At 58.0% G+C, this 23,960-nt stretch carries 18 protein-coding genes and 10 pseudogenes; 18 read left to right on the forward strand and 10 right to left on the reverse strand.

The window, feature by feature from the left end; genetic code table 11:
* Nucleotides 1-573: 573 nt before the first annotated feature.
* The 5 genes and pseudogenes from AC0L2X_RS18595 to AC0L2X_RS18615 all read left to right on the forward strand — a co-directional run.
* Entirely contained in the window at nt 574-777 is a 204-nt protein-coding gene (locus tag AC0L2X_RS18595) for a CCE_0567 family metalloprotein (RefSeq protein ID WP_473600225.1), read from the forward strand.
* Nucleotides 774-1,095, forward strand: a pseudogene (gene fdxB / locus AC0L2X_RS18600) (ferredoxin III, nif-specific). Before AC0L2X_RS18595 ends, fdxB begins: the two are co-directional and overlap by 4 nt.
* Nucleotides 1,061-1,447 carry an exopolysaccharide production repressor protein gene (locus AC0L2X_RS18605; protein ID WP_473600226.1) on the forward strand — a complete coding sequence of 129 codons (387 nt, stop codon included), beginning with the start codon at nt 1,061-1,063 and terminating at the stop codon, nt 1,445-1,447. The pseudogene fdxB and the gene AC0L2X_RS18605 overlap by 35 nt, the downstream one beginning before the upstream one ends.
* Nucleotides 1,448-1,762: 315 nt before the next feature.
* A complete protein-coding gene (locus tag AC0L2X_RS18610) occupies nt 1,763-2,776 on the forward strand; it encodes a 1-aminocyclopropane-1-carboxylate deaminase (RefSeq protein WP_473600227.1) in 1,014 nt (337 codons plus the stop codon).
* 3 nt (nt 2,777-2,779) lie between these two features.
* Nucleotides 2,780-2,956 (forward strand): annotated as a pseudogene (locus tag AC0L2X_RS18615) (GDP-mannose 4,6-dehydratase); the annotation flags it as partial.
* A gap of 616 nt (nt 2,957-3,572) precedes the next feature.
* Here AC0L2X_RS18615 and AC0L2X_RS18620 read toward each other — a convergent pair.
* Nucleotides 3,573-3,713, reverse strand: coding sequence for a hypothetical protein (locus AC0L2X_RS18620; protein WP_473600228.1), 141 nt, complete (start codon nt 3,711-3,713; stop codon nt 3,573-3,575).
* A gap of 881 nt (nt 3,714-4,594) precedes the next feature.
* On the opposite strand from AC0L2X_RS18620, the gene panD reads away from it, so the two are divergent.
* Nucleotides 4,595-5,023: an aspartate 1-decarboxylase gene (gene panD / locus AC0L2X_RS18625; RefSeq protein WP_473600229.1), complete on the forward strand. Its 429-nt coding sequence runs from the start codon at nt 4,595-4,597 to the stop codon at nt 5,021-5,023.
* A gap of 301 nt (nt 5,024-5,324) precedes the next feature.
* Here the strand turns inward: panD and AC0L2X_RS18630 are convergent, their stop codons facing one another.
* Nucleotides 5,325-5,507, reverse strand: coding sequence for a hypothetical protein (locus AC0L2X_RS18630; RefSeq protein ID WP_473600230.1), 183 nt, complete (start codon nt 5,505-5,507; stop codon nt 5,325-5,327).
* A gap of 40 nt (nt 5,508-5,547) precedes the next feature.
* Between AC0L2X_RS18630 and AC0L2X_RS18635 the strand changes: the two genes are divergently transcribed.
* The 4 genes and pseudogenes from AC0L2X_RS18635 (at nt 5,548) to AC0L2X_RS18650 (ending at nt 8,801) form a co-directional block, all read left to right on the forward strand.
* Complete coding sequence (locus tag AC0L2X_RS18635; RefSeq protein ID WP_473600231.1) at nt 5,548-5,748, forward strand: hypothetical protein; 201 nt, start codon at nt 5,548-5,550, stop codon at nt 5,746-5,748.
* Nucleotides 5,749-6,052: 304 nt separating this feature from the next.
* Nucleotides 6,053-6,198: pseudogene (locus AC0L2X_RS18640) on the forward strand (IS5/IS1182 family transposase); the annotation flags it as partial.
* Between the two features lie 115 nt (nt 6,199-6,313).
* The gene (locus tag AC0L2X_RS18645) at nt 6,314-7,570 is read left to right on the forward strand and encodes an aromatic ring-hydroxylating oxygenase subunit alpha (protein ID WP_473600232.1); all 1,257 of its coding nucleotides are present in this window, start codon (nt 6,314-6,316) and stop codon (nt 7,568-7,570) included.
* Nucleotides 7,571-7,577: 7 nt separating this feature from the next.
* Nucleotides 7,578-8,801, forward strand: a complete 1,224-nt coding sequence (locus AC0L2X_RS18650; protein ID WP_473600233.1) for a flavin reductase family protein — start codon at nt 7,578-7,580, stop codon at nt 8,799-8,801.
* Nucleotides 8,802-9,029: 228 nt separating this feature from the next.
* On the opposite strand, the pseudogene AC0L2X_RS18655 reads toward AC0L2X_RS18650, so the two are convergent.
* The 4 genes and pseudogenes from AC0L2X_RS18655 to AC0L2X_RS18670 all read right to left on the reverse strand — a co-directional run.
* Nucleotides 9,030-9,696, reverse strand: a pseudogene (locus AC0L2X_RS18655) (IS6 family transposase).
* Between the two features lie 308 nt (nt 9,697-10,004).
* Nucleotides 10,005-11,027 carry a GlxA family transcriptional regulator gene (locus tag AC0L2X_RS18660; RefSeq protein ID WP_473600234.1) on the reverse strand — a complete coding sequence of 341 codons (1,023 nt, stop codon included), beginning with the start codon at nt 11,025-11,027 and terminating at the stop codon, nt 10,005-10,007.
* A gap of 74 nt (nt 11,028-11,101) precedes the next feature.
* The gene (locus AC0L2X_RS18665) at nt 11,102-12,448 is read right to left on the reverse strand and encodes an NAD(P)/FAD-dependent oxidoreductase (protein ID WP_473600235.1); all 1,347 of its coding nucleotides are present in this window, start codon (nt 12,446-12,448) and stop codon (nt 11,102-11,104) included.
* A gap of 258 nt (nt 12,449-12,706) precedes the next feature.
* Nucleotides 12,707-12,928, reverse strand: a pseudogene (locus tag AC0L2X_RS18670) (IS6 family transposase); the annotation flags it as partial.
* 430 nt (nt 12,929-13,358) lie between these two features.
* Here AC0L2X_RS18670 and AC0L2X_RS18675 point away from each other — a divergent pair.
* Together AC0L2X_RS18675 and AC0L2X_RS18680 are read left to right on the forward strand one after the other, a co-directional pair.
* On the forward strand, nt 13,359-13,679 hold the full coding sequence (locus tag AC0L2X_RS18675) for an Lrp/AsnC ligand binding domain-containing protein (RefSeq protein WP_473600236.1): 321 nt from the start codon (nt 13,359-13,361) through the stop codon (nt 13,677-13,679).
* 447 nt (nt 13,680-14,126) lie between these two features.
* Nucleotides 14,127-14,969: a hypothetical protein gene (locus tag AC0L2X_RS18680; protein ID WP_473600237.1), complete on the forward strand. Its 843-nt coding sequence runs from the start codon at nt 14,127-14,129 to the stop codon at nt 14,967-14,969.
* On the opposite strand, the gene AC0L2X_RS18685 is transcribed toward AC0L2X_RS18680, so the two are convergent.
* Both AC0L2X_RS18685 and AC0L2X_RS18690 read right to left on the reverse strand, forming a co-directional pair.
* Nucleotides 14,901-15,311: a transposase gene (locus AC0L2X_RS18685; protein ID WP_473600238.1), complete on the reverse strand. Its 411-nt coding sequence runs from the start codon at nt 15,309-15,311 to the stop codon at nt 14,901-14,903. The genes AC0L2X_RS18680 and AC0L2X_RS18685 overlap by 69 nt on opposite strands.
* A complete protein-coding gene (locus AC0L2X_RS18690; RefSeq protein ID WP_473600239.1) occupies nt 15,214-15,612 on the reverse strand; it encodes an IS110 family transposase in 399 nt (132 codons plus the stop codon). The genes AC0L2X_RS18685 and AC0L2X_RS18690 overlap by 98 nt, the downstream gene beginning before the upstream one ends.
* A 280-nt stretch (nt 15,613-15,892) precedes the next feature.
* Between AC0L2X_RS18690 and AC0L2X_RS18695 the strand changes: the two are divergent.
* Together AC0L2X_RS18695 and AC0L2X_RS18700 are read left to right on the forward strand one after the other, a co-directional pair.
* Nucleotides 15,893-15,987, forward strand: a pseudogene (locus AC0L2X_RS18695) (transposase); the annotation flags it as partial.
* Nucleotides 15,988-17,512: 1,525 nt separating this feature from the next.
* Entirely contained in the window at nt 17,513-18,649 is a 1,137-nt protein-coding gene (locus AC0L2X_RS18700; protein WP_473600240.1) for a serine hydrolase domain-containing protein, read from the forward strand.
* Between the two features lie 369 nt (nt 18,650-19,018).
* Here AC0L2X_RS18700 and AC0L2X_RS18705 read toward each other — a convergent pair.
* Nucleotides 19,019-19,204: pseudogene (locus AC0L2X_RS18705) on the reverse strand (IS481 family transposase); the annotation flags it as partial.
* A 60-nt stretch (nt 19,205-19,264) separates the two neighbouring features.
* On the opposite strand from AC0L2X_RS18705, the gene AC0L2X_RS18710 reads away from it, so the two are divergent.
* Nucleotides 19,265-20,215 carry an IS110 family RNA-guided transposase gene (locus AC0L2X_RS18710; protein ID WP_473600241.1) on the forward strand — a complete coding sequence of 317 codons (951 nt, stop codon included), beginning with the start codon at nt 19,265-19,267 and terminating at the stop codon, nt 20,213-20,215.
* Here the strand turns inward: AC0L2X_RS18710 and AC0L2X_RS18715 are convergent.
* Nucleotides 20,123-20,344, reverse strand: a pseudogene (locus AC0L2X_RS18715) (ISNCY family transposase); the annotation flags it as partial. The gene AC0L2X_RS18710 and the pseudogene AC0L2X_RS18715 sit on opposite strands and share 93 nt — an antisense overlap.
* A 426-nt stretch (nt 20,345-20,770) precedes the next feature.
* Here AC0L2X_RS18715 and AC0L2X_RS18720 point away from each other — a divergent pair.
* The 3 genes and pseudogenes from AC0L2X_RS18720 to AC0L2X_RS18730 all read left to right on the forward strand — a co-directional run.
* Nucleotides 20,771-21,892: pseudogene (locus AC0L2X_RS18720) on the forward strand (IS110 family RNA-guided transposase).
* Nucleotides 21,893-22,821: 929 nt separating this feature from the next.
* On the forward strand, nt 22,822-23,775 hold the full coding sequence (locus AC0L2X_RS18725; protein ID WP_473600242.1) for an aminotransferase class IV: 954 nt from the start codon (nt 22,822-22,824) through the stop codon (nt 23,773-23,775).
* 63 nt (nt 23,776-23,838) lie between these two features.
* Nucleotides 23,839-23,960: pseudogene (locus tag AC0L2X_RS18730) on the forward strand (glycine C-acetyltransferase); the annotation flags it as partial.

Raw genomic sequence — 23,960 nt, forward strand, 5'->3', positions numbered from 1 at the left:
CGCTGCGGAAGCGGGCCCGAAGTCGGCGTAACCGAAAGCAGAAATCCTCCGCTGAGCACGAGACCTGAAATGGAGGAAACGGAATTTCTCACGCAGCGCTTGGCGTTGCCGTCAACAAAGGACGGCGGCCCTTGCCCGCCCGTTCGTCAAATGCCTCCTGCGGCTGATCAGTGCTCAGGACTTCCACGGCTGCTAAGGGAAATCGGGATACAGGGCTGCTGGCCGATTTCATCATCACCAAGGAACTGCGCCGGAATATCCAATCGTTGGCAATCCGGATCCGGACGCCCTGTGGAGGCTCGACATGTTTTAGACCGTAGTGGAGCTTGCGATCGAGGAGCGCTCAGGCGTGATGACATAGTCAACAACAGAAATGAAACCGACCGGTGCTCCAGGCGCGTGCTTTTCACCGTCGGGCGAGTTCGTCGGTCTATCGAGGCGCCTACCGGTTCGGCTTCGAGACTCTCCGGAAACTCGCGGAACCGGCGCGAAACTGGTCGGCGATGCGACTGCAGCTATTGGCCTATCCCGACGTGGCGCGGGCGTGAAGAAACTAATTTTCGAGGAAGGATCATGTCAAACCTGGATGAGATGGCGAAGAAAGTCCGAAAGCTTCAACTGCGCGCGGCTATTGCCAAGACGAACTTGCGCGACCTTGCCGAGGGTCTCCCGGTCAAATGGATTGAGATACAGGAAGTCGCCGAGAAAACGCGTGCCATTTATGCCGAGTTGGATGGTGCCAGGAGAGAGCTCGCCGAAATGAAGACTTTGCGATGAGGAGCACATTCATCAGGCGCGACGGCTCCAGATGGTGCCGGAATATCTGATCGCTATAGATGGCGCGACCTGCATCGGCTGCGGCCGCTCCTTCAAGGTCTGCTCGCGCGAGGTCATGCATCTTACGGCGTCGACGACGCGGGTGAAATCCTCGGCGCCTGCGACGGCGGTGACGACGACTTCGATGGTGAGCTCAATCGCATGATCATGGTTGTCGACCATGCCGGCCGCTGCATTGGCTGCGGAGCTTGCGGCCGCGTTTGCCCCAAGAACTGCCAGACCCATGTCGCGGCCGACCAGATCGCAGCCTGTGAATGATTTGACGAGACAAATCAGGAGAACGGCATTGCGCTTCATCACATTTTGCCGGCTCCTCGGGCTGGTCCTGTGCGGCAACGCTGTGACAGTTTACTTCGCCTTGCATTGTTCGTTCCGTCTAGCAGTCGTCACGACGCTGGGCTGTTCGCTACTTCTTCAGCTGGGCTATTTCGCAAGTGTGCTCTTTCTGATTTGGCGATCCAGCTGCGCTGGCAAACCCGGGCAAGGGGCTGCTTTCGATAGGTCCCAGGAAGTTCGGTACCAGTCGCGCGACGATGATGACCGAAAGAATGAAACTCAAGATGGGCCCCAGCGCAATCAAACGCTCGGCATATCGCTGCTCCTCCCTTGAGGCGCTGTAACAAGATCAGAGCCCAGATTCATCACTTTGTTCAAGTTTGATTATTGAGATCATGGTGCCCCGTATGGTCGAAGGCGACGGCATTCTCATCGTTCTAACGCCAGGGGAATGCATCTGCCGGCAATGGCGTAGTCGATCGCAGCGCACGGCATGCGGGTTGCTTCGTCTCGAAGGCGAACGAAGCGACGCAAAACATAACAATGGCGCTCTGTTGGAATATCCGAACGCAGCCGACCTCACTGTCAAATAGCCCTCTTGCAAAAACAGCTCTGCGTCGCAGCTCAATCCCGTGCCGCTGGAGAAAACATGCTGAAAAAGTTTGAACGCTACCCGCTCACCTTTGGACCAACGCCCATCGAGAAGCTCGACCGGCTCAGCAAGCATCTGGGAGGCCAGGTGGAAATCTACGCCAAGCGCGAGGACTGCAACTCTGGTCTCGCATTCGGCGGAAACAAGCTGCGCAAGCTCGAATACATCATTCCCGACGCGATTGCGTTAGATGCCGATACGCTCGTCACTGTCGGCGCCGTGCAGTCCAACCACACACGCATGGTCGCTGCGGTCGCCGCCAAGATCGGGATGAAGTGTCTGCTGGTCCAGGAGAGCTGGGTCCCACATGAGGATGTCGTCTACGACCGGGTCGGCAACATTCTCTTGAGCCGCCTCATGGGAGCAGAAGTGCGTGTGGTCGACGAGGGCTTTGACATTGATATCAGCCGCAGCTGGGAAAAAGCAGTCTACGAGGTCAAGGCAAGGGGCGGCAGACCTTATCCGATAGCAGCGGGCGCATCAGCGCACCAGAATGGCGGCCTTGGCTATGTGGGGTTCGCGGAGGAAGTGCGCGCTCAGGAAGAACAGCTTGGGTTTGCCTTCGACTACATCGTGGCTTGCACGGTCACCGGTTCAACTCAGGCCGGCATGCTCGTCGGGTTCGCCAAGGACGGTCGACAGCGCAATGTGATCGGAATTGACGCCTCCGCCACCCCCGCCCAGACCCGCGCGCAGGTGTTTGGCATTGCCCAATATACAGCGGCCCTCATCGAGCTCGGAACGGAGATTGTCGAGGATGTGGTCGTGTTGCTCGAGGACTACGCAGGCCCCTGTTATGGCATTCCGTCCGATGAAACCAAGGAGGCCATACGCCTGTGTGCACGGCTTGAGGGGATGATTACGGATCCCGTCTACGAGGGCAAATCGATGCAAGGGATGATCGACCTCATCCAGAAAGGCTTCTTTCCGGCCGGATCAAGGGTGCTGTACGCCCATCTCGGCGGCGCCCCCGCGATCAACGGTTATGGCGGCATGTTCCGCGATGGCTGATTGCGTATCTTGCAACATCATGAACCTGACGATTTCGTGCTCGCAACCGGCGAGACCCATACGGTCCGCAGCTTTGTCGAGGCTGCGTTCAGGCGAGTCGAAAAGGAGATCGTCTGGGAGGGCGAAGGCGTTGACGAGGTGGCCGTGAACGTATGGCAATCAGCGCTGATCCGAATCGACAAATGCTAGCCGACGAGAACTTTCGACGAGCTCGTCTCGGAAATGGTCGAGACCGACTGCCGCGCCTGCGGGATCATGCTTTCGTAACGGGAACACACGATGAGTTCGTGGGCGGTGCATCTTGCCGCCCCGCGGCGATCCGCATTCGCAGGCACCCTTTTTCGGGCCGTGGGCCGGCATCGATCACATCCGGTCGTTCGGATCGGCAAATTCCACACATCCTGCAAAGCAGGAAACTATCCGCCCTTTCATGCGATCGACGATTTGGCAAAAAACTGGCTTTCAAACAGGTCGGAGTAACCATAGAAGGTTGCCCAAGACATGACGTCGTTCAAAGTCCACGAGCACAGGGTAACGTCGCCGTTTGGAAGAATAATATTCCGACACGTCGTCGGTCCACGCAGGTCAGCGCTTCGACGACTGGCTGCCGTGGTTCAACGATGTTGGGTCGACGCTTCCAGCCCTGCTGCTCACCGGTCGCGCGAACCAGAGCTTCGGCAGGAATTTCGGCTACATCTGGGTGGGGCTCGCCCAAACCCGAATCGGATCGAAGGGATGTACGCGGCGACGAGTTGACGAACCAGGTCGCGATACTTGTCTCTGACTAGGTGGCTGTTCATGTGATGCCATCATCGAAAACATGGACCACGAATATGCCCAAGGGCATGGCTTGCAAGCGTTGTAGATCCTGGCCGTTCATGCCGACCAGCGTCGTGAAAATCCTGATGCCATGGTCTTTGCCGAAGGCGTGCTCCACGATTCCGGTGCAGTCCAGATTGAGCCAAGGCTCGGACTAACTCGCAAAACTAATGTCGGTACGCGCGCCAGACACCGCTTGAAGTCTTCAAGACTGAGATGCCTAGCATGTGATACTTTTCTTTGCAGGTCCACATCCCACAATGCATCTCGTGGTCGTCGTTGTCTCCAAAACCCTGCCGGCTGGGACTGCAGGGCCGAACTTGGCGGCAAAAACATGTTTGCGTCGTTGGTGGCGGCCAGTCGGGGAGCCGTATCGTTTCCCCGACACGAGTGCCGCGCCACAAAAGGCTATCCGGCGCGCAATCTCGCCACGGTCCGCCGCCCCGTGCTCAACCCGTTCCGGGGCAAGCGCCTCAGCCATCCTCGCAGTTTAACGCTTCAATGATGTGCCTCGGATCTTCGATGCCAACGTACGATGTCTCAACTAAAACAATCCGACACCTCGTGTCGCCTTGTCTGGCCCGCGACACGGGCTGTTGAAGCTGTTTTGGGCTCAAGTTAAATTGCTGGAATGCTATCACAAAATTCTGTCTCTGGCTCGATCAGCCCAATTGGCATCGGGTTTGCGACGCTGGTTGCGAGCTGAGCAACTTGCCGACTGGAATTCATGATCGCAACAATCGAGGGAAAGTTAACATGTCGGGTCAGAGACGGATATTACTCCGGGGGAAGAGGGCAACTGCAGACCGGCAATGCCTGCGACTCATAGACCAACCTCCTCCTGGAGGCGATGATGGCCACGATCTCAATCGGTATTGCCGACTTTCTTGAAGCCATTCTTCGATTTGTCGCGCCACATCGACCACACCTCCGCCCTGAACTAAGACATTGCAGTCACCCGTCCGCGCAGTGATGCATGTCCAGAAAAGGAACCTGTAGATGAGAAAAATCGTTGCTGCCAAGCTTCATGGCATCATTGTGACTGATGCGGATCTGAACTACCACGGCTCAATAACTCTGGACCCAGACCATTGCGACGAGGCGGGTATTCTTCCGATGGAATTCGTTGACATCTGGAATAAGGCTTCAGGCGCGCGAATTAGCACGTATGTCATTTACGGTGAAAGGGGCACTCGTTGCTGTGTGCTGAACGGAGCCGCTGCTCGTACCTGTCAGGTCGGAGATGAGATGATCGTTTGTGCCTCCGTATATATTGAGGAGCATCGGATTGGAGAGATCAAACCCCGTGTGCTGACGTTCAACCGGGACAATACTGTGCGCGACCGCATGTTCTACGACAGTGGAGCTAAGGAGGATGGAACGATGACGTTCGCAGTTCGCAAAGGCTTGCCTAGTTTTGGTAGATAACCCGCGGTTAACGATGCTTGGCAAGCCGCGCTGTTTTGCCGACTCATCTGGGCGGTCTGATGTGTATTTTAGAAGATCAAAGGAGAATGAGATGCAACAGCGGGTCGCCCCTTCCGGCATATGCGCTAAGATAGGTTTGGCATGGACTGAAATTTGCGCGTTCGTGGCGGCTCACGCCAACGATGTCGCAAGGCATGAAGATTTTGGCGCAGGATTGCCAAGGGAGGTTGAGTAAAGATAGCTGCGATCCGAGAGGCGACGATCTGGCGGGTAGCTCGCCACAGCACTGGACGCCCGTCGCTCAGAGGGGAGAGAGCGCCGCGCATCTTGTGCCGCGGCCACGGATTTGCGCAAAGGCGATCAGGCGCATCTTCAGGGGATCGCCCTTCTTCAGGCCCAGCCAGACAGGCGATTCGATGACCTCCTCGCGGCAGCTCTTCAGATAGCCCGATGAGATCGACGCGTCGCCGCTGGCCTCGAGCATCGCACATCTTCCACGCCGCCCGCACCACAACGTCGCGGCCTTGCGCCACGACCTTTGCGATCCGTTCGGCCTGCAGATAGGCGCGGTCGCCGATGCGGATCTCGCCCGGTATCACCGGCACGCGGTCGATCAGTTCGGCCTCGCTCTGGTCGGTGATCTCGATGAAATCGAACTGCTCGCGCTCAAGCTCGAAGGCGCAGTGCATACGCCAAAGCCCATTGTTCTTTCGTCTCGGATATGATCGAGGCGATCGAGGCGCGCATCGGTCATTGAACTGGTCTTGTGCACGAACGCGTCTCAACTTTGACCTTCTGGCGGAGCTTGAAGCAATCCTGTCGGAGATGTTCTGCGCGCGCGTGCTTGCCTTTTCCTCTGTCATGCTTCCTTGCTTCAGGCAAATTGACAAGCGGAAGAAAGCCCCTCGTCGTGTTCGATCGCACTGCGCACATCTCACTCGCCTGCAACAAGCCGGTGGTCGCTGATGAAACGCGGGTGGAAACAATTGCACGCAACGACATCCGAGCTCTGGACCGCCTGTGGCCGCTGGTCAGAAACGCCGTGTCCGACCAGCCATCAAGCGCCAGATGCGCCGACGTTCCGCCATCGTGCCCGTGATCGGCCAGTCAAGACCGAGCACGCCATGGGCCGCAACGACCTTGCCAGCGAGCACGGCGACATCGTCAACGCCTTACCACCTCGAGCCATTCAGTCTTGCGCAAAGTTGTGATCGGCTGACGTTTTTCCAAACACCGATCCGCTTAGAAATCGGCAATTGGAAGGATGTCTTTCCGTCGCGAGGTAGACCGATGAGTAATCCACAAATCGCCGGCCATGAACAGAAGGCCCGAGAAGCGCTGGCGCGCTGTGCTGATGGCTATTCCTTACCTCGGGAGTTCTACAGCGATCCCGATATCTATCGGGCGGATGTCGAGGCGGTTTTCTTCAAGGAGTGGCTGTTCGTCGCGCCCGAATGCGAGTTCCCCGATCCGGGAGATTTCGTCACCGTGCAGATCGACACCACACCCGTCATCGTCCTCAGAAGCCAAGAGGGCGAGTTGCGTGCCTTCCACAATTCCTGCCGTCATCGCGGCTCACGCCTGTGCAGCGAGCATCGCGGCAACAAGGCACGCCTGGTTTGCCCCTATCACCAGTGGACTTACGATCTTGACGGCAAGCTGCTCGCCACACGCTATATGAGCGAGGATTTTGATCCGTCCAAATTTCCACTCAAGTCGGTCCACGTCCAGTCGCTGGAAGGGTTGGTCTATATCTGCTTGGCAGACGAGGCGCCAGACTTCAAATCCTTCACAAAAGCCGTCTCGCCGTACATCGCGCCGCATGAGCCACGCCGGACCAAGATCGCCTACGATTCGGTGATCGTAGAGGAAGCGAACTGGAAGCTCGTGATCGAAAATAACCGGGAATGCTATCATTGCGGCGGTGCGCATCCTGAACTGCTGGTTTCTCTGATTGAAATGGCATTGCCGGACGACGAGCGATTCGGCGAAGAGTTCGAGATCATGCAGCAGAAGGCGCGCGACTGGGACGCGCTCGGCCTGCCCCATGCGCCGGTCAATGGCGGTCTCGAGTTCCGCTGCATCCGCCTGCCCTTTCGTAAAGGGGCAATTTCAATGACGATGGATGGTAAACTCGCCTGCCGTAAGCTGCTAGGCGAAGTGACAGATCCCGATCTTGGATCGGTGCGCATGTTCCATGTTCCGAACAACTGGAGCCATTTCCTGTCTGATCACATCATTGTTTTCCGCGTTCTACCGCTCGGGCCTGATCGCACCGAGGTGCGGACGCTATGGCTGGTGCACGAAGACGCGGTGGAAGGGTGGGACTACGAGCCCGAGCAGCTTTCAGAAGTATGGCGGGTCACCAACGACCAGGATCGCGTGCTCGCCGAAGAGAATCACAAGGGCATCAAGGCCGCTGGCTACGAGCCCGGACGCTATTCCGAAGTAGCAGAGTTTATGGTGTTGAACTTCATCAAGTGGTACCGCCAACAGCTATCTAACCAGTTCGACGGGCCGCAGCACGATCTGATCGCGGCGGAGTAAACCATCTATGGCGCAACACGCGAGCTTTGCGGCGCGGGCCTTTCCGAAGCCCGGCGTGCCCGTTTTCGAACCGGACGAACTGCGTATTGTGCTTATTGATCGGCGCGCGGAAACTGCTAACGTCACAACGTACGTCTTTGAAGCTACCCGCCAAGATGGGCAGATATTCCGACATCATCCGGGTCAGTTCCTGTTACTTAATCTGCCTTCAGGAAGCAATCTATTCCAGCGCAGCTTCACAATCGCGTCAGGCGGCACGGGCGGTAACCGCATCGAACTGACCATCAAGACCGGTGGGCAGGCGCAGGCGACGCTCTGGATGAAGAAAAACCTGCGTATCGGCGATATGCTGGCTGCACGTGGCCCATTTGGACATTTCAGTGTTGTGCATGCGCCTAAGGCGCCGCTGTTGCTGGTGGGCGCGGGCAGCGGTATGACACCGATAATGTCGATGCTGCGCTGGCTTCGGGTGCGCGCAGAGACGCTCGATATTGCAGTTGTGCAGCTGGCGCGCTCACGCGCCGACGAGATATTCGCCGACGAGATCGGTGCTATGGCGGAGGCAATGCCCAACCTCTCTGTTCATCTCTGCTTGTCTCGGCCGGATGGAAAATGGACGGGATTGTCGGGCCGAATCAGCCGGCCGCTGCTGCGGGGAATCGTGCCTGACATGGCGCGTCGCGTCGCGTTCTGCTGCGGCCCCGAGCCTGTGATGAAGGCGACGCGCGCGATCTATCTTGCAGAAGGCGGCGTAGAAGACGGGTTCATCACTGAGACCTTTGGCGGCGCAGAGCGCGACGCTGCCTCGCGTCGGCGACAGATTGCCATGCCCGCTCTTCGTCCTGTAGAAATTCTGTCTGTTTCCACGCCTGTCGACAAGAGGTCAGAACCTGCATCAACGCCGGTTGCCTCCGGCGAAGCTCTGATGATCAGCTTCCGGGGCAAGAATTTTCCCGCCAAGCCAGGACAGTCGATCGTTGCCGCCGCAGCCGCGAGCGGGCTGCGTATTCCGACCGGCTGTGGTGAAGGTTGTTGCGGCACCTGCCGCGTCCGTCTCATAAGCGGCCAAGTCGATATGCGCGACCGCGGCGGCATCAGCCGGCGCGACAAGGCGGCTGGCTATATCCTCGCTTGTTGCTCTTATCCGTTGAGTGACCTTGAAATCGTAAATGACGTCGCGGGCGTGGATCAGGCCGTTATTGTGTCTCCCCCCTTAGTGTCCTCAAAATAGTCGGGGATCCAAGGAGAAGGGTTGCTGTCAACGACTGCAGGGTGCAATGGAGATCGTAATAGTGCCGCGAACGCGCCGGCCGTCCTGCCGCAGGTCATACCAGTGGCGCAAGCCATGGGCGATTTAGCGTCGGGCACGGCAAGATCATGCCCGCTGCTTCCTCGGCGACATAGTTGGTGATCGGGTGTTGTCACGTTAAGTCCCTCTGCCCTGAGACGTCTTTAGTTTTCAGGCGACGCAGGCCGCAATGTTCCAAGCATCGAAAGCCTCGAGGCAATGGTAGCCGACGGCGGCGGGATGGAACTGAAAGCAGTTGCGGATAGCTTAGAAGGAGACGAAACATTGCACCCTCCCAGCGATGGTTCGTTCCGTTTTCGAAACGGCAGATGGCTGACTCGGCGCGATTATTGAGCCTCTTGTGCGACCGATGGTCGAGACCGGGGCGCAACTCTAGTCTAAGTCTAGTCTTTGCCGCACCGCAGGAGCGAAGCCTTGCCGGTGACGATCCTCTTCGGACACCATATGGCTTCAACAACCTGACCAGCAGGGGCTTTGCCGCCTTGTCCCGTCGCTTCTACAAGATTTCCTCGAAAACGGTGCCCTGCTGATCCACTGCGCGCCAGAGCCAGAACTGCCTGCCAGCGCATTTCACCACGACTTCGTCCGGATCCCAAACATCCGGAGCGCGCCTGCCGTCGCCGCAGGTTGCATGCCATCTGGGATCCGAAGTTGGCCGTCCAACGGCGGACCGTTTCATAATGACACCTCGACTCCATGCTCGAGCAGCATTTCCTTTACCCCACGCAGACTCAGTTTGAAGCTAAAGCCAGACCGCGTGAACAACGATCTGCGGCGGAAACCGATGACGTGTCAAACTGATATCTGATGTCTTCAGCCCAACTACGTTAAATTCGACACGCAATCAACCGCGCGCCAATTTACGTAACAAGACCATTAACGTGATCCTCGGTCTCTTCCTTCCGATGGCGGAATTGTTGAACATAAGGATTAATAACTATTCGAATTCCAGTAAGTACTGAGAGGCATAAATATATTATGGTCGCGTTGGATTGCATTAATTGGCAACGAATCTAATTTTATGAACTTGTCTTGTCCAAGGAAAAGTAAAGCGTACGGACGCCAAAATACCGGGCACACGCATGCCTAAACTTTGCTATCTGTCTGCCTCAGGCTTCGTTTATCCTATGCTTTGTGCCCACTTAACGCGACGGCCGTCTTGTTCAAGTGGGCGTCATCTCGCCGACGCTCACGCGACGGCGAATGCCCGAACTGTTCCCGATAGCAGGCGGAGAAGTAGGAGCTGGAACAGAAGCCCGTCGCGATTGCGATATCAACATTGGCAAGGCTGGTATGGTATAGCAGATCCCTCGCTTGTTCCAGGCGCAGGGTCTTGTAGTACCGAGCGGGAGTTTGGCCAGTATAGCGAAGAAACATCCTTTCGAGATTGCGCACGCCCAACCCGACCTTTCGAGCGATCTGGGTGGTGCTTAGCGGATTTTCGAAATTCTGCATCATCAGACCCGCGGCTTGGCCGAGCTGCGGCGGGAGTGTGTCCAGGCGCACCGAGCTGCCCGAGCGCTGTTCGACGCTTCCGGTTCGGATCCGATCAACTTGAAACTGGTTGGCGATGGAGCGGGCGAGGAGATCGCCGTGGTCCTGCGCGATGATGTGAAGCATCAAATCGAGCCCCGCCGTCCCGCCCGCGCAGGTGTAACGGCCCTTGTCGATGACGAAGAGCTCATTGCTGAGCTGAATGTAGGGAAACTCCTCGCGGAAAGCCGGCTGCCCCTCCCAGTGCAGCGTGCACCGCGCATCGTTTAGCAAATTGGCCCGAGCAAGAAAGACAGCCCCCATGGACAGCGCCCCCATCCGGCATCCTTCGCGTGAGCGCCGGTTCAGAATGACGTTGAGGCGTGTCTGATCTTTGGCGACGAGCGTCATGCCAGCGCAGACAAAAAGATAATCGGAACGTTTCGAATTGCCCAAGCGATCATCGACATTAACAGAAATGCCATTTGACGCATTGGCCGCGGCGCCGTCTTCCGACGAGAAAGTCCAGCGATAGGCCTCAAAGCTGAGCAACCGGTTCGCTGCCCGTAGCGGCTCGATGGCGCTGCTCACGGACATCAGGGAGAAGCCGTCGAGCAACATGAACTCGACGTGCTGAGGACATCCATCCGTGCTCTTTTCGATGATCGGCATCATCTACCCGATCGGTAAAAAAGAAAGCCGGGCAAAAGTCCCTTCCATCCAAGTATTCGGCGTAGAGTGAGTACCGGTCAGCTCCAAGGATATGGACTATTCGAGATAGGGTGAAGTTCTCCCGCCGCGTAGCGCCCCAGACGGAACGGTTTGAGCAGCGAGGATTCGTTTCCGATCACCTCTTCCGCGACCAGCGCGCCGACACCGATCATCTTGTAGCCGTGGTTGGAGTCTGCGATCATGTAGATGTTCTCACGCAACGCTTCGAAGATCGGGAAGCTGTCTGGCGTGAAGCAACCGATGCCTCCCGAAGGCTCCTTGTGATATTGAGACATTGTGCCTTCAAATCGCTTATGGCAGTGCGCCAGCGCCGACACCCACATATGCGCGAATTCAGGGCTTGAAACAAATTCTGACGAGGCTGGGCCATAAGGATCGATCTGGACCTGATTGACTGGAGTGTCGACCTTGTAGGGCATTGCGCCGCCCTGGATGCCGCCGAAATTAAAATCGGGCTTGTAGTAGATGCCCCACATGCTCTCAGTGATGATGCTGCCATCGACGGCGGAATAGAGTGGGGCGTCAGTGTCGACATGCATCACCGGCGGCATCTTGCCGTCGTTGGTCTTGAACACGTCCGGTTCGACAACGAGCACGCCTTCCTCCAGCTGCCAGAAGCGCCACATCGGAATGCCGTCATGCAACTCGCCGTCCTTGCTCTTGATTGTCACAGTATCGGGCAATTCCGCCATCTTCCAGAAATCGCGAACCCAGGGGCCAGTGCCGACCACGAGATAGTCGCAGGCGATATGTCCGCGATCGGTGTCGACGCCGGTCACGGCCGAATTTGCTCCATTGGCGAAGGTCATGCCTTTGACGGTGACGCCGCTGAGGATCCGTACGCCTTCATTCTCGGCCTTCTTCGCCAGCGCATAGATAGCGGCAGCGTTGTGAGCGTAGCCACCCTTCTTCTCGTGCAGCACCGAGATGATATTCTTCGCCTGCCAGTCAGAGAACAGGTTCTTCATATAGGCGTCGGACTCTTTGACGCCCTCCACGAGGACCGATTCATAGCCGATCGCCTTCTGCTGCTCGTAGATCGAACGCACGTCATCGCGCATTGATTCCGAGCTAATCTGCATGTAGCCGACGGCGTTGTACTGATAGGCCTTCGGATCGCTTTCCCAGATACTAACCGAATGGGCCATCAGCTCGCGCATGGCGGGCTGGAAGTAGTTGTTGCGAACCACACCGCAGGCAATACCCGATGCGCCAGCGGCGATTCCGCTCTTGTCGACGACAAGGATGTCGTTTCCACTTCCCTTCCGGGTGCGCTTGAGCGCCAGTGCAAGGTGGTAGGCCGTCGAAAGGCCGTGGATGCCGGCGCCGATAACGAGGTACGGGGCCGCCCTAGGGAACGCCATGGTCGATCATCTCCAGTTTGTCAGCCGGCTGTTTTTCGCTTGTCTATGCTTGACTAAATCACCCGGCTATGGCCGCAGAATGTTGGATAAACGGCAGTCCCGGCCAAAAAACCGGCAGCTTGCGATGGGAAACGATTTTCTACAAACCGCAGTGCCCCCTGCCGGGTGTTGTCACGTTAGGTCGCTCTGCCTTGAGGCCAGGCGACGCAGGCCACAATTTACCCGGCATCGAAAGCCTCGAATGGTCGAGACCGGGCACCAGAGCCAGAACTGACTGCCGGCGCATTTTACCAGGAGTTCGTCCAGATCCCAAACATCGCCGGGGCGCGCCTGCCGTCGGCGCAGGTTGCATGCGAGTTTGGCGTCCGAAGTTGGCCGTCCAACGGCGGACCGTTTCATTTGACACCTCGATTCTATGCTCGAGCAGCATTCCTCAACCTTACGCAGACTCGGGTCGAAGCGGACGTAAAGCCCGAACGCGGATCGGCCCTCAACTTATTCCTGACTTGTCGGCGTGCAGTACAGTCCCTCGGCTTCCATGAGTACTGCGCCGCCAAAGAACCACCTTCTGCATCCTTAATTGCTTCCGTCGCAGACGTCGGGGCTATCAAAATCAAGTCGCAACCAAGACTCAGCCGTACGCATCAGACCTTGCGTGACAGTTGTGCGGTGGGCAGGGCCATTGACCGTTGGTGCCAAATATGTGAGCCGGAAGGGGGCATTTGATAATGTGCAGACTAGAATTGCTGCCTAAATATTAAATTTTAGATATAGCCTGCATTGGACGCTTGTCGGCGTGGACAAAAAGCCCCCAATAGAGCTACACAGAAACAATCGGATGTTTCTTTGCCGAACTGCCGGAAGTCTCGGTCGCTCCAGCATCCGTCGAGTGACAAGTTTCATCCGGAGGATGTCAATCGTTGCGGATATGTCGCTGCTCAATTCGAATGATCTTTGTAAATATATTACCGTTGTTGTGACGATAGAGCTTGACCGTGGACGCCTGGAGCTCGTCGACCACTTCAAGCGCTCGATGCGCGCGGCCAAGGAGGTCACGCAATGCTATATGGTAACAGGCGACGCTGATTTTGTGCTCATCGTGACGGTCGAAGACGTCGAAGCCTTTTACGTCTTCGTGAAGAAGAAGCTCTATAACGATCCTAATGTGCGCAAATTTAAGAGCATGATCAGTCTTGACTATGTCAAGTCCGGTCCAAGGAAGACGGTATAGCTCGTTTGAAACTGGTATCTTGATGTCTGCATCGCCCATTGCGTTCAATCCGACACACAAGCAACCATTCACCAATTAAGGTGGCAACACCAAATAGACGCCCTGCTTTACCTGCTACCGCTGGTCAGTAGCGTTGCCGGTGATCAACAGTGTAGGGTGTCAAGTGATTATTACCGGGGATTTTGAGCCACGGGGACGAACTCATGTCCATTCTGGGCTAACGAAGTGCATCGATGTTGCCAGAGTGTCTAATACGCGACACTGTGATGTCGACTTAACCTCCCGTCGCACTAAGCAATTGGGTCGATGTGCAGAAAAGAGCATTTAAAGGCCTCTGCCCCGCCTGGCACGACTTTTGATGCGTCTCTCGTTAGGCGGAGGAGCTGGCGAGCGATTTATATATCGTGGGCGAGATTGGGATCACTGAAGCGAAGAAAGGAAAGCAGCATGTCAGGTCAGGCATCAACTGCAGAGCGCAGCAGACTTCAGGGTGCGAAGTACGATTTCACGGCAACCTACAATCGCAGGTGGCCGCACGCCTATTTACGGACGTGTTTATTCCTGGACTATATGCTTCCAGATCGGGCCAAGCCGATTTTCGAAAGGATCTTTGCCGATTATCGACGCATTCGAAACAAGACGAAGTTGAAAATAATCGATGTCGGTTGCTCCTATGGGGTCAACGCTGCCTTGCTACGAACCGATCTCGACCTTGACGATCTTTATGCTGCCTATCTTGATCCCAACGGATCGCTGTCGCGCCGGCAGGAGATCGAGCATCGCGCCTTTTTTCGCAAACAGGGCCTCCGCGACGACATCCAGTTCGTCGGCGTGGATCCATCTTTCCGGGCTGTTCGCTATGCGCTGGATCTGGGTCTGTTGGAGGCTGGCGTCACGGCTGATGTGGAAACACGTGATTTGACGGAAAAGGAGCGAAGCGCACTCGCGGATGCGGATATCCTCATCAGCACAGGCTGTGTGGGTTACGCAAGCGAGGCGACCTTTGCACGCGTGTATGAGGCGTCGGCATCGTCACGCCCGTGGGTCGTCGCCTTCGCAATGCACCCCTTCAGGTACGACGACATCGCCGCGGTTTTTCGAGCTTTCTCGTTGGAAACACGGCTCCTAGAACGGTTCAGACAGCGCCAGCGCCGCTTCTCCACATCGACGGAGCGGCAGGCGATCCTGAAGGATATGGCCAAAGGCGGCATGGACGATCAGCTAGAGCGCACGACCGGCTACATCTATGCGTCGTGCTACATCTCCGCACCGCCGGGCGAAACGCTGTGAGCCCTGTTTACACACGCGGATTGAGGCCAAGTGGCTCACCAGCTTCTGCGGTTCACGGAACGGCCGCATGTCGCCGACGACGGCGATGATACCGCTCGCGACGATGGCATTGACGCCGGTGATCGTCTGAAGCCGCCGGACTTGCACATCATCAACCGCTTCCCGCGATGTCGCGATCGAGGTCAGCCAGATCCTCGGCCAGGCGATCGATCTCGCGGATGTGGGGGCGATAGCGGCCCGCTCGTCACGCAAGCACCTGCCACTCGAGCCAGGCGCGACCCTGACGGTTGAGCAGATCGGCATGCGGGCACTTCGGCACGAGGTGCGCCTGCAGGATGCCATGCACCTCGTTCTTCACGCGCGTGCGATGCCGCACGACCTGCTTGCGCCGTGCGACGAGGCGGCGAAGCGGCTCAGTCCGCTCATCGGGAACCCATACCTCCGGCAGAAAGCCGCTGCATGGAGTTGCGCCAGAAACCCCGGCATCGATCTTGTCGGTCTTGATCCTGGCATGGGCGATCGCCTTCACCTGCATCGGGTTGGCGACAATCACCCGGCCGACATAGGGCGACAGAACAGTCCCGAGCGGGTCATGTCGACCCGCCCGTGACGGCGCAGCCGGCCGTGATCCCAAACCGTCCATTCCATCACACGTCTCATCGGCTCTCTCCTCAAACAGTCGGGAGCCGGCGGGCGACCCACCTACGGATCCGCGCTCTCGGCGCAACCGGGCAGACCGCAGGGGCGGCCAGCTACTAACGCGAGCTCGCAGCTCATCGAATTGATCGGCCTGACTGCACTTGGCATGCTCCCGGTGCCTCTGTCCCGGATGGTCGCACCATGCGCCGAAAATCGATCATCTCTAGCGGGGAACGGATGGCACCGTCATGATCGTACGGGTTTCATGCTGGAGCGCCTCAAAAGGCGAGATCAAGCGGCGCACCGAGGTCGTCGGCATCTTCCCAAATGATGACACATCGTCCGTCTGCTTGGCGCGATTCGGCTCGAACAGAACGACGTGTATGGACCGTCCCTGACTTAAAAGGGAATTCGAAACGGAGATGACGGGTCCGGTGCTTGCGGTCGTGTATCCAGCTAGGACATGCAGGCGCACGGCTGCTGGCCCTGATGGTTTTCGCGGATCGGCGGTTAGACAAATGGACGAGCTCTGTTCGCTTGCATCATTCAAGAGACCTTTGCCGACCCGGTCCGACCGGTTCGCCATCACATTCGTTTACCGCAAGCTAGCGCCGTCCGCCAGCGCCAAGTCGGTTATGCCATTACCGCGCTGCCAGCGCCGATAGTTTTCGGCACGGGTCAGCATAGCCCATAATGCACGAGCAGTTTTGTGCGCGACAGCAGTCTTCGCTACGGGCTGCTCCCGAGGTGTCGCCGGAGAGCCGCACGGCCGGATGCGTCCACCGTGGAGCTGAAAGACGGATTTGGCGATATCGATTCCGATGGTGACAACAGGCACGGCCGGCTTTTCTTGAGCTATAGGGGAAAACACGCTCCACTATCCGCAGTTCGGAAGAGGCGGTCCATGCCATCAAATGGGCCGTGCAACGAGCCAGATACGTGACGCTGGAAACCATCAGCCAAATGAGCGATGATCCTCTCATCAGCCTGCCAGCCGTGACGCGCTGATCGGCCCGGACTCATGCCGGAGAGCGCGGCGACCAAGCCGTCACCTACACCACTCCCCTGGAACACGATCGCGGCGCAGCACCTTGAACTCGTCCCTTAAGAAATTTTGTCTCATTTTCTGCAACGCCGAACAGGGTATTTTGGATGCCGACAGTCGAGGGAATATTCGTCCGATGACAGAAATTTCAATCCACGCCGCTTTGTGCGGATTGCATTTCGGCAATCGACCGATTTTGGCGCAAATTCTCCTCGACCGCGCAGTAGTATTTCTGGCGTGGTTTCCTACCAGAGTAGTTTATTAGATAAGCGGTCGACGGAAGCTGCCGGGGTGCAGTGCCATTCGCCGATCCTCGCGTGAAGACAGACGGGGTTTAACACTATTGACAATCAGCGAAAGGACCGCAGGCGTTCCCGAGAGTGAATACCTTCGCCGGCTTCATGGTGAAGTCGAATGGCGCGGTGCGATATCAGCACGACATTACCTACCTGACGGGATTACCGCCCTCTCAAGCTGCGTCCTGCAGGCGCTGGTGGTTCCGACGCACGACGATGAACTAACCTTCGTTCTGCGGCGCTACGCTGGCGGCAAACTGCTTTATGCGAGAAATCATCGCTTAGCCAGAAGCTAGGATTGCACTAGGGCGGTCACGTGTTCTGGAGATAAAGATTATGCGCGAGGCCGAGCAAAAAGGGCACCTGGGTCGTGCCGCAGGGAAGCCGCTCTAACGGCATGAGCGCATTCAAACCGAAAATTTACTGGAGGATAAAAAATGAACCTATCGGCCAGAAGACAAGAAATTCAACAGCGTGCCCGTGAGTTAACGCAAAATTTTCGAACTCTAGGAAACAGGCACCCTAACGCCTATTAACAACGCGAACTTGTAAAGGCCCATCGCATGACTGTCGCCTCGATCGCCAATCCAGATTTGATCACCCTGTCGGACAACAAAGCGCGATGGAACCTGCCTGACCACCGCCGCCACGGCTTTTATAATCTCCACACAACGATGCTCTATTCGATGTCGCTGCGCGCCCCGCGAGTCCTGCCACTCAGGAAGGACGTCGACTGGACCATCGGCGAGCGTCCCGGCGTCGCACGTTTCCTCGCCGTGCCGCATTTCTCGGCGTTCATCGTGGTGCGTGGCGAGCGCGTCCTCTACGAGCGCTATGCGCCTGACTTCGGCCCCGAGAAGCCACATCCCATCATGTCTGTCACAAAGACGACACTCAACCTCATCCTCGGTCGCGCGGTGGCCGACGGCTTCGTCAATCTCGACGAGAAAGTAGGACATTATCTGCCTGAGATCGGGACGGGCTACGCCAAAGCGACCGTCAAGGCGGTCGCTGACATGGATGTCGCCAACGACCTCAGCGAGGACACCAGTGATCCCTACGCTTCAATCTGGGACTTGGATGCCGCCAGCGGCTCGCGGCTGCCGACGGAGGGTCAAAAGGAACAGACGACGCGCTCCTTCGTCTGCGGCGTTACCGGAGACGATCTCGTCAATCCCAGCGGCGAGGCGCTCTACAAGTCGACCAACAGCATCGTCATTGGCTGGATGATCGAGCGGGCCACCGGCCGGCCGCTGCGCGACTGGCTAATCGACATCGTCGAGGCGGCTGGCATCGAGGGATGCTTCCATATCAGATGCGACCGCGAGGGTGTGCCGGCGCTCTCCAGTGGCGCCTATCTCACCGCCCGCGATCTCGCACGCTACGGGCTGCTCTTTGCGCGTAAGGGCGAGGGTATCGACGACCGCCGCGTTGGAGATGCCGCCTTCATCGAAGAAACCCGGCGCAATCCCGGCCCTTCCATGCCGAAGCCGCGTGAATGGATGCGCTATAGCCGCCAGATGTACACCGACGGCACGTGGATCGGACATAGCGGCTATGGCGGGCAATATATGTTGGCCAACCCTGACACCGGCACCGTCGTTGTTTACCTTGGTGTGCTCGAGAACAAGAACGCCGTCGACCCAGAATTTAGCGCTGCTTTGTTGAAGATGGCAAGCGACCTTGCTGCGGAAGGATGAATTTGGTCGTCGGCTCCATAAAGGGACTCGAGCTCAAAGCTCAAGAAATACGTGGACGGCGGCACTCTCCGCAGTTGTGAAAACAGCGATGACCTCGGCCAGTGCGGGGCGACTGCAAGCCACTCCCAACTCTCCCGCTGGGGTCCCGCCTGGGGAGGCCGAATGGATCTCGCTGGAGGTACAGCCCTCCGCCGCTGTCCGGCTGCCACAGGACCGTGATTTATGTGCGGCGCTCCTGCCCGTGTCCTCCCCACCGGTAGCAGGCCATTTCCGAGCGCTGGATGGGGTCGCTTGCAGCGTGTTGACGATTGATGTTTGGGGCGCCTCATCTTCCGGATCAAAGAATGGTATGGGCCAAGTTCATGGGAGCGCCACAACGACAGCCTCTTCCTCAACAGACAGAACTGTCGATCTCGGCTCCCTGGGGCCGGTGGGCAGATCGGCGGTCGAACTCCACTTCTTCCACTTCGCGACCGTCTTAGGGTTGATCCCGTAGCGCTTCGAAAGCGTCCTCAGGCTCTCTTGATGGGTGGACGGCGCCCGCAACGGCATCATCCTCGTGAGAGGCGTGCCAAGATGGCTGCTGTTGAGCACTCATCTGAAGGAGCACCGTCCATGGAAAAGAATGACATCGAACTGAATGCTGTAGCCACCGTCGGCCTCGATCTGGCCAAGCATGTCTTCCAGGTCCACGCTGTCGACGCTGCCGGCCGTGTCGTCATGTCTCGTGCGCTGCGGCGCAAAGATGTGCTGGCATTCTTCGAGCGTCTACCGTCGTGCCTGATCGGCATGGAAGCATGCGGCTCGGCTCATCATTGGGCTCGCGAACTGGCAAGTTTTGGCCATGACGTGCGGCTGATGCCGCCAGCGTATGTGAAGGCCTATGTGCGTCGCCAGAAGAACGACGCCGCTGATGCAGCGGCCATCTGCGAGGCGGTGACGCGGCCCTGCATGCGCTTTGTACCGGTGCGATCGGTCGAGAACCAGGCTGCGCTCATGCACCATAAGGTGCGCGAACTTTTGGTGGCACAGCGTACGCAACTGCTCAATGCCCTGCGCAGCCGTCTGGCCGAGATCGGGATCATCGCCGCGCAGGGACCGAACAATGCTCGTGCTCTGGCGGTTCTCATCATGGAAAGCAACGACATGATCCCGGCGATCGTACGCTCGGCGCTGTGGCCTGTCGTGCGTCGGCTGAACGAAGTCGATCATGAGATCGGACAAAGCGATCAGGCCATTCTGGCTCTCGCCAGAGCCGATGAGACCGCGCGCCGTCTGATGAGCGTTCCCGGCATCGGTCCCGTCTGCGCGGCGACAATCAAGGTGAGATTCGTATTGCCTCACGTAATGATGTTCCTCGAGATTCGAGCGTTGCCTCATCCATTTTGCTCCCGCCTTGGGGCTAAGGAGGCCGGGCGCGGAGATGGCCAGGGTTTCGCAGCGCCCGGCCTCCTTAGCGAGCGCCACGGCGCGTCAGTGTGGCCCTGCGATCTCCAGGATCGGCGGCTCCTTGTTCAAGGGACCAAACAGCAACGCGTCCGCCTGTTCGCTGCGCCAGACCTTTAGCCGGCGCTGAAGCGTTCGAAGCAGTTTGTCCGGGTAATCGCCGGGATACTCGGCCTGCAGTCGTGACAGAAGTTCGCTGCCGGTTCGCCATGGTTCGGCTTCGAACCAATTTCGTAAGTCCGCAGTCGCCGTGGCGACCGCCAACAAGCTCGCCCGCATCGCCTTCGCGCTCATGCGTGATCACGCACGCTATGCCGCTACGCCGGCGTAACGGAAAAAACGGCTGAGGCTGCGGTCCAGAATCGAGGGTGACAATGACGTGATGGGAACAGACGAGGACATATCCCGAAAGCCTGCAACGTAGTCGGAGGTTCGAGCTCGTTCTCTTGACTATCCTGTATTGCTTGACGGATCGCCTCTGTCGTTGTGGCGCTCCCATGCAGAACCTGGCCCATAGCGCATCCTTTGATTCGGACGGCAAGGATGAACCATCAAAGATCCCATGACCGGTGGTGGATAGCGACCTGCGCTCTGGCAGAGTGGGGTTGCTGACCAACAACTCTGTGGAGGCCAATCATGCGTGTTGTAGCCGATTGATCTGCGGCGCCTGCCGCTATCCGCACCGATCTTGGCGCGATCTTCATTTCTTTGGAACTCAGTCAATCGACATGGTTGATCCCTTCGCTGTCGCCGGGCAGTGGGGAGAAGATGTCTAAACATGCGGTCCGCGGCCGCGATATTCACGGGACTGCTGGCACGCTTTGCCCAGCTTCAGGACAAGGCACAGGCGCGCGCCGGCCGGCTCTTTGCGCTTGTGGTCATTCAGGAGGCGGGTCTCGACGGCTTCTGGATCCATCGAACCCTGGAGGCCGAGGGGATCGAAAGCCATGTCGTCGACCCCGCCTCGATTGCCACGTCGCGCCGGCGGCGTTGTGCCAAGACCGACAAGATCGATGGTGAGGCGTTGGTGCGTGCGCTGCTCGCCTATAAACGAGGCGAGCCGCGCGCGTGCGCGATGGTTAGAGTACCGAGCGTCAAGGAGGAGACCATCGACGCATCGGCCGTGAACGCAAGGTTCTGGTTGGTGAGCGGACCTGCCATGTCAACCGGATCAAGGGCCTGCTGTTTGCTCAGGGCATCACTGGCTACGAGCCGCTGGGACGTCACCGGCGACATCGGCTTGAGGAATTGAGGACCGGCGACGGCCGCGCACTGCCAGAACATCTGAAGGGGCAAATCCGTCGCGAGCTCGACCGACTCGAACTGGTGATAGCCCAGATCAAAGAGGTGCAGGCCGAGCGCGACGCTCTGCTGGCAATTAAAGGCGCCGAAACTCCAGCAGCGACATTGCTCGATCTCAAGGGTATCGGCCCCGAGTGTGCCGCCATCCTCTACTCGGAAGGGCTCTTCCGGCACTTCGATAATCGCCGGCAGGTCGCCGCCCATGCCGGGCTCGCGCCGACCCCTTGGCAGAGCGGATTGGTCCAGCACGAGCAAGGCGTCTCGAAGGCCGGCAACCCCCGACTGCGAACGACGATGATCGAGTTGACCTGGCTGTGGCTGCGCAATCAACCGGGTTCAGCGCTTACCCGCTGGTTCCACGAACGCGTGATGCGCAATCAGGGGCGCCTCAAAAAGACAACCATCGTCGCCCTTGCAAGGAAGCTGCTCTTGGCGCTGTGGAAATACGTGACCGCGGGCGTCGTCATCGAAGGTACCGTCATGAAGGCTGTCTGACGAGACCACACCGATACACTCATCCCTCGAGGTCTGATCAGCCTCGGCGGATCCAGGAGGCGAACCGAGATCCCAGTTGGCTAGAATGCCGTATCAAAGACGGGTCTCGCCCTCTGGGCCCCTGCCGCCGCAAGCGGGATATTGGTGCAGCCGTCCCAAGCGGCGACCGTATGTGACTTTGACTAGGCTCGATTGACCGAGCCGTGTCACGCAATCGGGCCCAGTTCTGGATTCCGCCGCCAATTGGAGCAACACGATGCCGTCCTAACACACCTCTTGACCTCAGCATCGTCATGTGAGCCTGGGGATCAAACATCTAACGATGCCGTTGGACATGAGCCTTGAAGAAGGGCGCGAGTTTTGGGTCAGCTCCTGCAAGCAGCTCTCGGAACTGCGACCGTCCAGCATCGGTGTTTCGCTGCCGTTCCAGGCGCGGAACGATCCGGCCGTGGCGCCATCGCCGGCTCCGATGGCTTGTACCGTTCATTAATTGCCGAATGCGAAGCGACAATAACTCTAGGGGTCCCGCTGCCCGCAAACTCAAGAGTATGATTGCGCTGAACCGCGTGAAGTGCGAGCTCCGAACGCGAGTGTAGCCGTTGTACTGCTGAACGTTTCCGCCACTCCTATCCCCTTTTTGAAGCGTCCGTTGCGGCTAAAGGACCAGTTTGATCGCAATCAGTGGATCGAAGTCTGCAAACTAATTGGATCACCGGGTGACCGGCGCCTGGCCCACAGAAGGACTTCTCGCCCCACTCAGGTGGTGATTCGATCGCGCTGATGACATTTGGCACGCGCAGCGTGCTTGCGGTCTGATGTGCGCCTACATCTGAATTGCTGGGGCGTGGAGCCGCCGGCCGGCCCGTCGGCGGCTAATTGTGACCGGGTGTGCGTAGCGCCCGCGTTCGTAAGATTTGGAGGACTCAGGAATGACACTCGCCGAACCTGCAACTGCTTTCCCAGTCATAGAACACCGGCACCGGGATCAAAGGCAATATCCTCACGGCGTGGCCTTCATGGATGGTCAGTACCTTCCAATGTCCGAAGCTAAGGTGTCCGTTCTGGACTGGGGATTTCTGCATTCCGACGCCACCTACGATACCGTCCATGTTTGGGAGGGGAGGTTCTTCAGGCTGGACCTGCACATGGAACGGTTCTTCCGCGGAATGGAAAAGCTGCGCATGAAGCTCCCCTACGACCGCAGTGAGATCGAAAAGTTCCTGTCGACCTGCGTGGCGCTGTCCGGGCACAGGTCGGCCTATGTCGAAATGATCTGCACGCGAGGCGGCTCGCCTACTTTTAGCCGTGACCCGCGCCAGTCGGAGAACCGGTTCATCGCATTCGCGGTGCCTTTCGGGTCGGTTGCCAACATGGAGCAGCTGGAGCGCGGCCTGCATGTCGCCATCAGCAACACCGTCCGGATTCCGCCAAAGTCGATCGATCCGACCATCAAGAACTATCACTGGCTCGATTTGGTGAAGGGCCTGTTCGATGCGTACGACTACGGTGCCGAAACTGCATTGATTGTCGATATCAACGACAACATTGCTGAAGGGCCCGGCTTCAACGTTTTCACCGTGAAGAAAGGCCGCTTGAAGACACCGGCTTATGGCGTCCTTGCCGGCATCACCCGGCAGACCGTATTTGATCTATGCGGCGAACTGGGCCTCTCTGCCAGTGCCGGCGACATCAATCGCGACGAACTGAAGGACTCCGATGAGGTTTTCATTACGTCTACAGCGGGCGGGATCATGCCGGTGTCCAAGATTGACGAGACCGTTATAGGCGGTGGCAAGGTGGGCGGTCTGACTCGGCAGCTGACAGACCTGTATTGGAAGAAGCATGCCGATCCAGCATGGTCGACGGCGGTAAATTACGCATAGTTTACCGAGATATATTGCCGAGCCTTCCTCTCTGCATAGGGGCTTACCGCGGTGAGTCTGTGGATGACCGACGCTTTCGTTTCTCATCTCTCGAATGAGCTCGCCGGCCTGAAAACGGCAGGCCTCTATAAATCCGAGCGGGTGATAACCTCGACCCAATCGGCCGAGATCGAGGTCGGCGGCGA

This window comes from Mesorhizobium sp. WSM4828 (assembly GCF_055811175.1).

Bases quoted from the DNA above. Each gene is read 5' to 3' on its own strand.
- AC0L2X_RS18595 (WP_473600225.1), top strand. From the start codon at position 574: ATGTCAAACCTGGATGAGATGGCGAAGAAAGTCCGAAAGCTTCAACTG.
- AC0L2X_RS18680 (WP_473600237.1), top strand. From the start codon at position 14,127: ATGTCAGGTCAGGCATCAACTGCAGAGCGCAGCAGACTTCAGGGTGCG.
- AC0L2X_RS18665 (WP_473600235.1), bottom strand. From the start codon at position 12,448: ATGGCGTTCCCTAGGGCGGCCCCGTACCTCGTTATCGGCGCCGGCATC.
- AC0L2X_RS18725 (WP_473600242.1), top strand. From the start codon at position 22,822: ATGACACTCGCCGAACCTGCAACTGCTTTCCCAGTCATAGAACACCGG.
- AC0L2X_RS18690 (WP_473600239.1), bottom strand. From the start codon at position 15,612: ATGGACGGTTTGGGATCACGGCCGGCTGCGCCGTCACGGGCGGGTCGA.
- AC0L2X_RS18610 (WP_473600227.1), top strand. From the start codon at position 1,763: ATGCTGAAAAAGTTTGAACGCTACCCGCTCACCTTTGGACCAACGCCC.
- panD (WP_473600229.1), top strand. From the start codon at position 4,595: ATGAGAAAAATCGTTGCTGCCAAGCTTCATGGCATCATTGTGACTGAT.
- AC0L2X_RS18675 (WP_473600236.1), top strand. From the start codon at position 13,359: ATGTCAATCGTTGCGGATATGTCGCTGCTCAATTCGAATGATCTTTGT.
- AC0L2X_RS18710 (WP_473600241.1), top strand. From the start codon at position 19,265: ATGGAAAAGAATGACATCGAACTGAATGCTGTAGCCACCGTCGGCCTC.
- AC0L2X_RS18645 (WP_473600232.1), top strand. From the start codon at position 6,314: ATGAGTAATCCACAAATCGCCGGCCATGAACAGAAGGCCCGAGAAGCG.
- AC0L2X_RS18650 (WP_473600233.1), top strand. From the start codon at position 7,578: ATGGCGCAACACGCGAGCTTTGCGGCGCGGGCCTTTCCGAAGCCCGGC.
- AC0L2X_RS18685 (WP_473600238.1), bottom strand. From the start codon at position 15,311: ATGGCATCCTGCAGGCGCACCTCGTGCCGAAGTGCCCGCATGCCGATC.
- AC0L2X_RS18630 (WP_473600230.1), bottom strand. From the start codon at position 5,507: ATGCTCGAGGCCAGCGGCGACGCGTCGATCTCATCGGGCTATCTGAAG.
- AC0L2X_RS18660 (WP_473600234.1), bottom strand. From the start codon at position 11,027: ATGATGCCGATCATCGAAAAGAGCACGGATGGATGTCCTCAGCACGTC.
- AC0L2X_RS18700 (WP_473600240.1), top strand. From the start codon at position 17,513: ATGACTGTCGCCTCGATCGCCAATCCAGATTTGATCACCCTGTCGGAC.
- AC0L2X_RS18605 (WP_473600226.1), top strand. From the start codon at position 1,061: ATGTCGCGGCCGACCAGATCGCAGCCTGTGAATGATTTGACGAGACAA.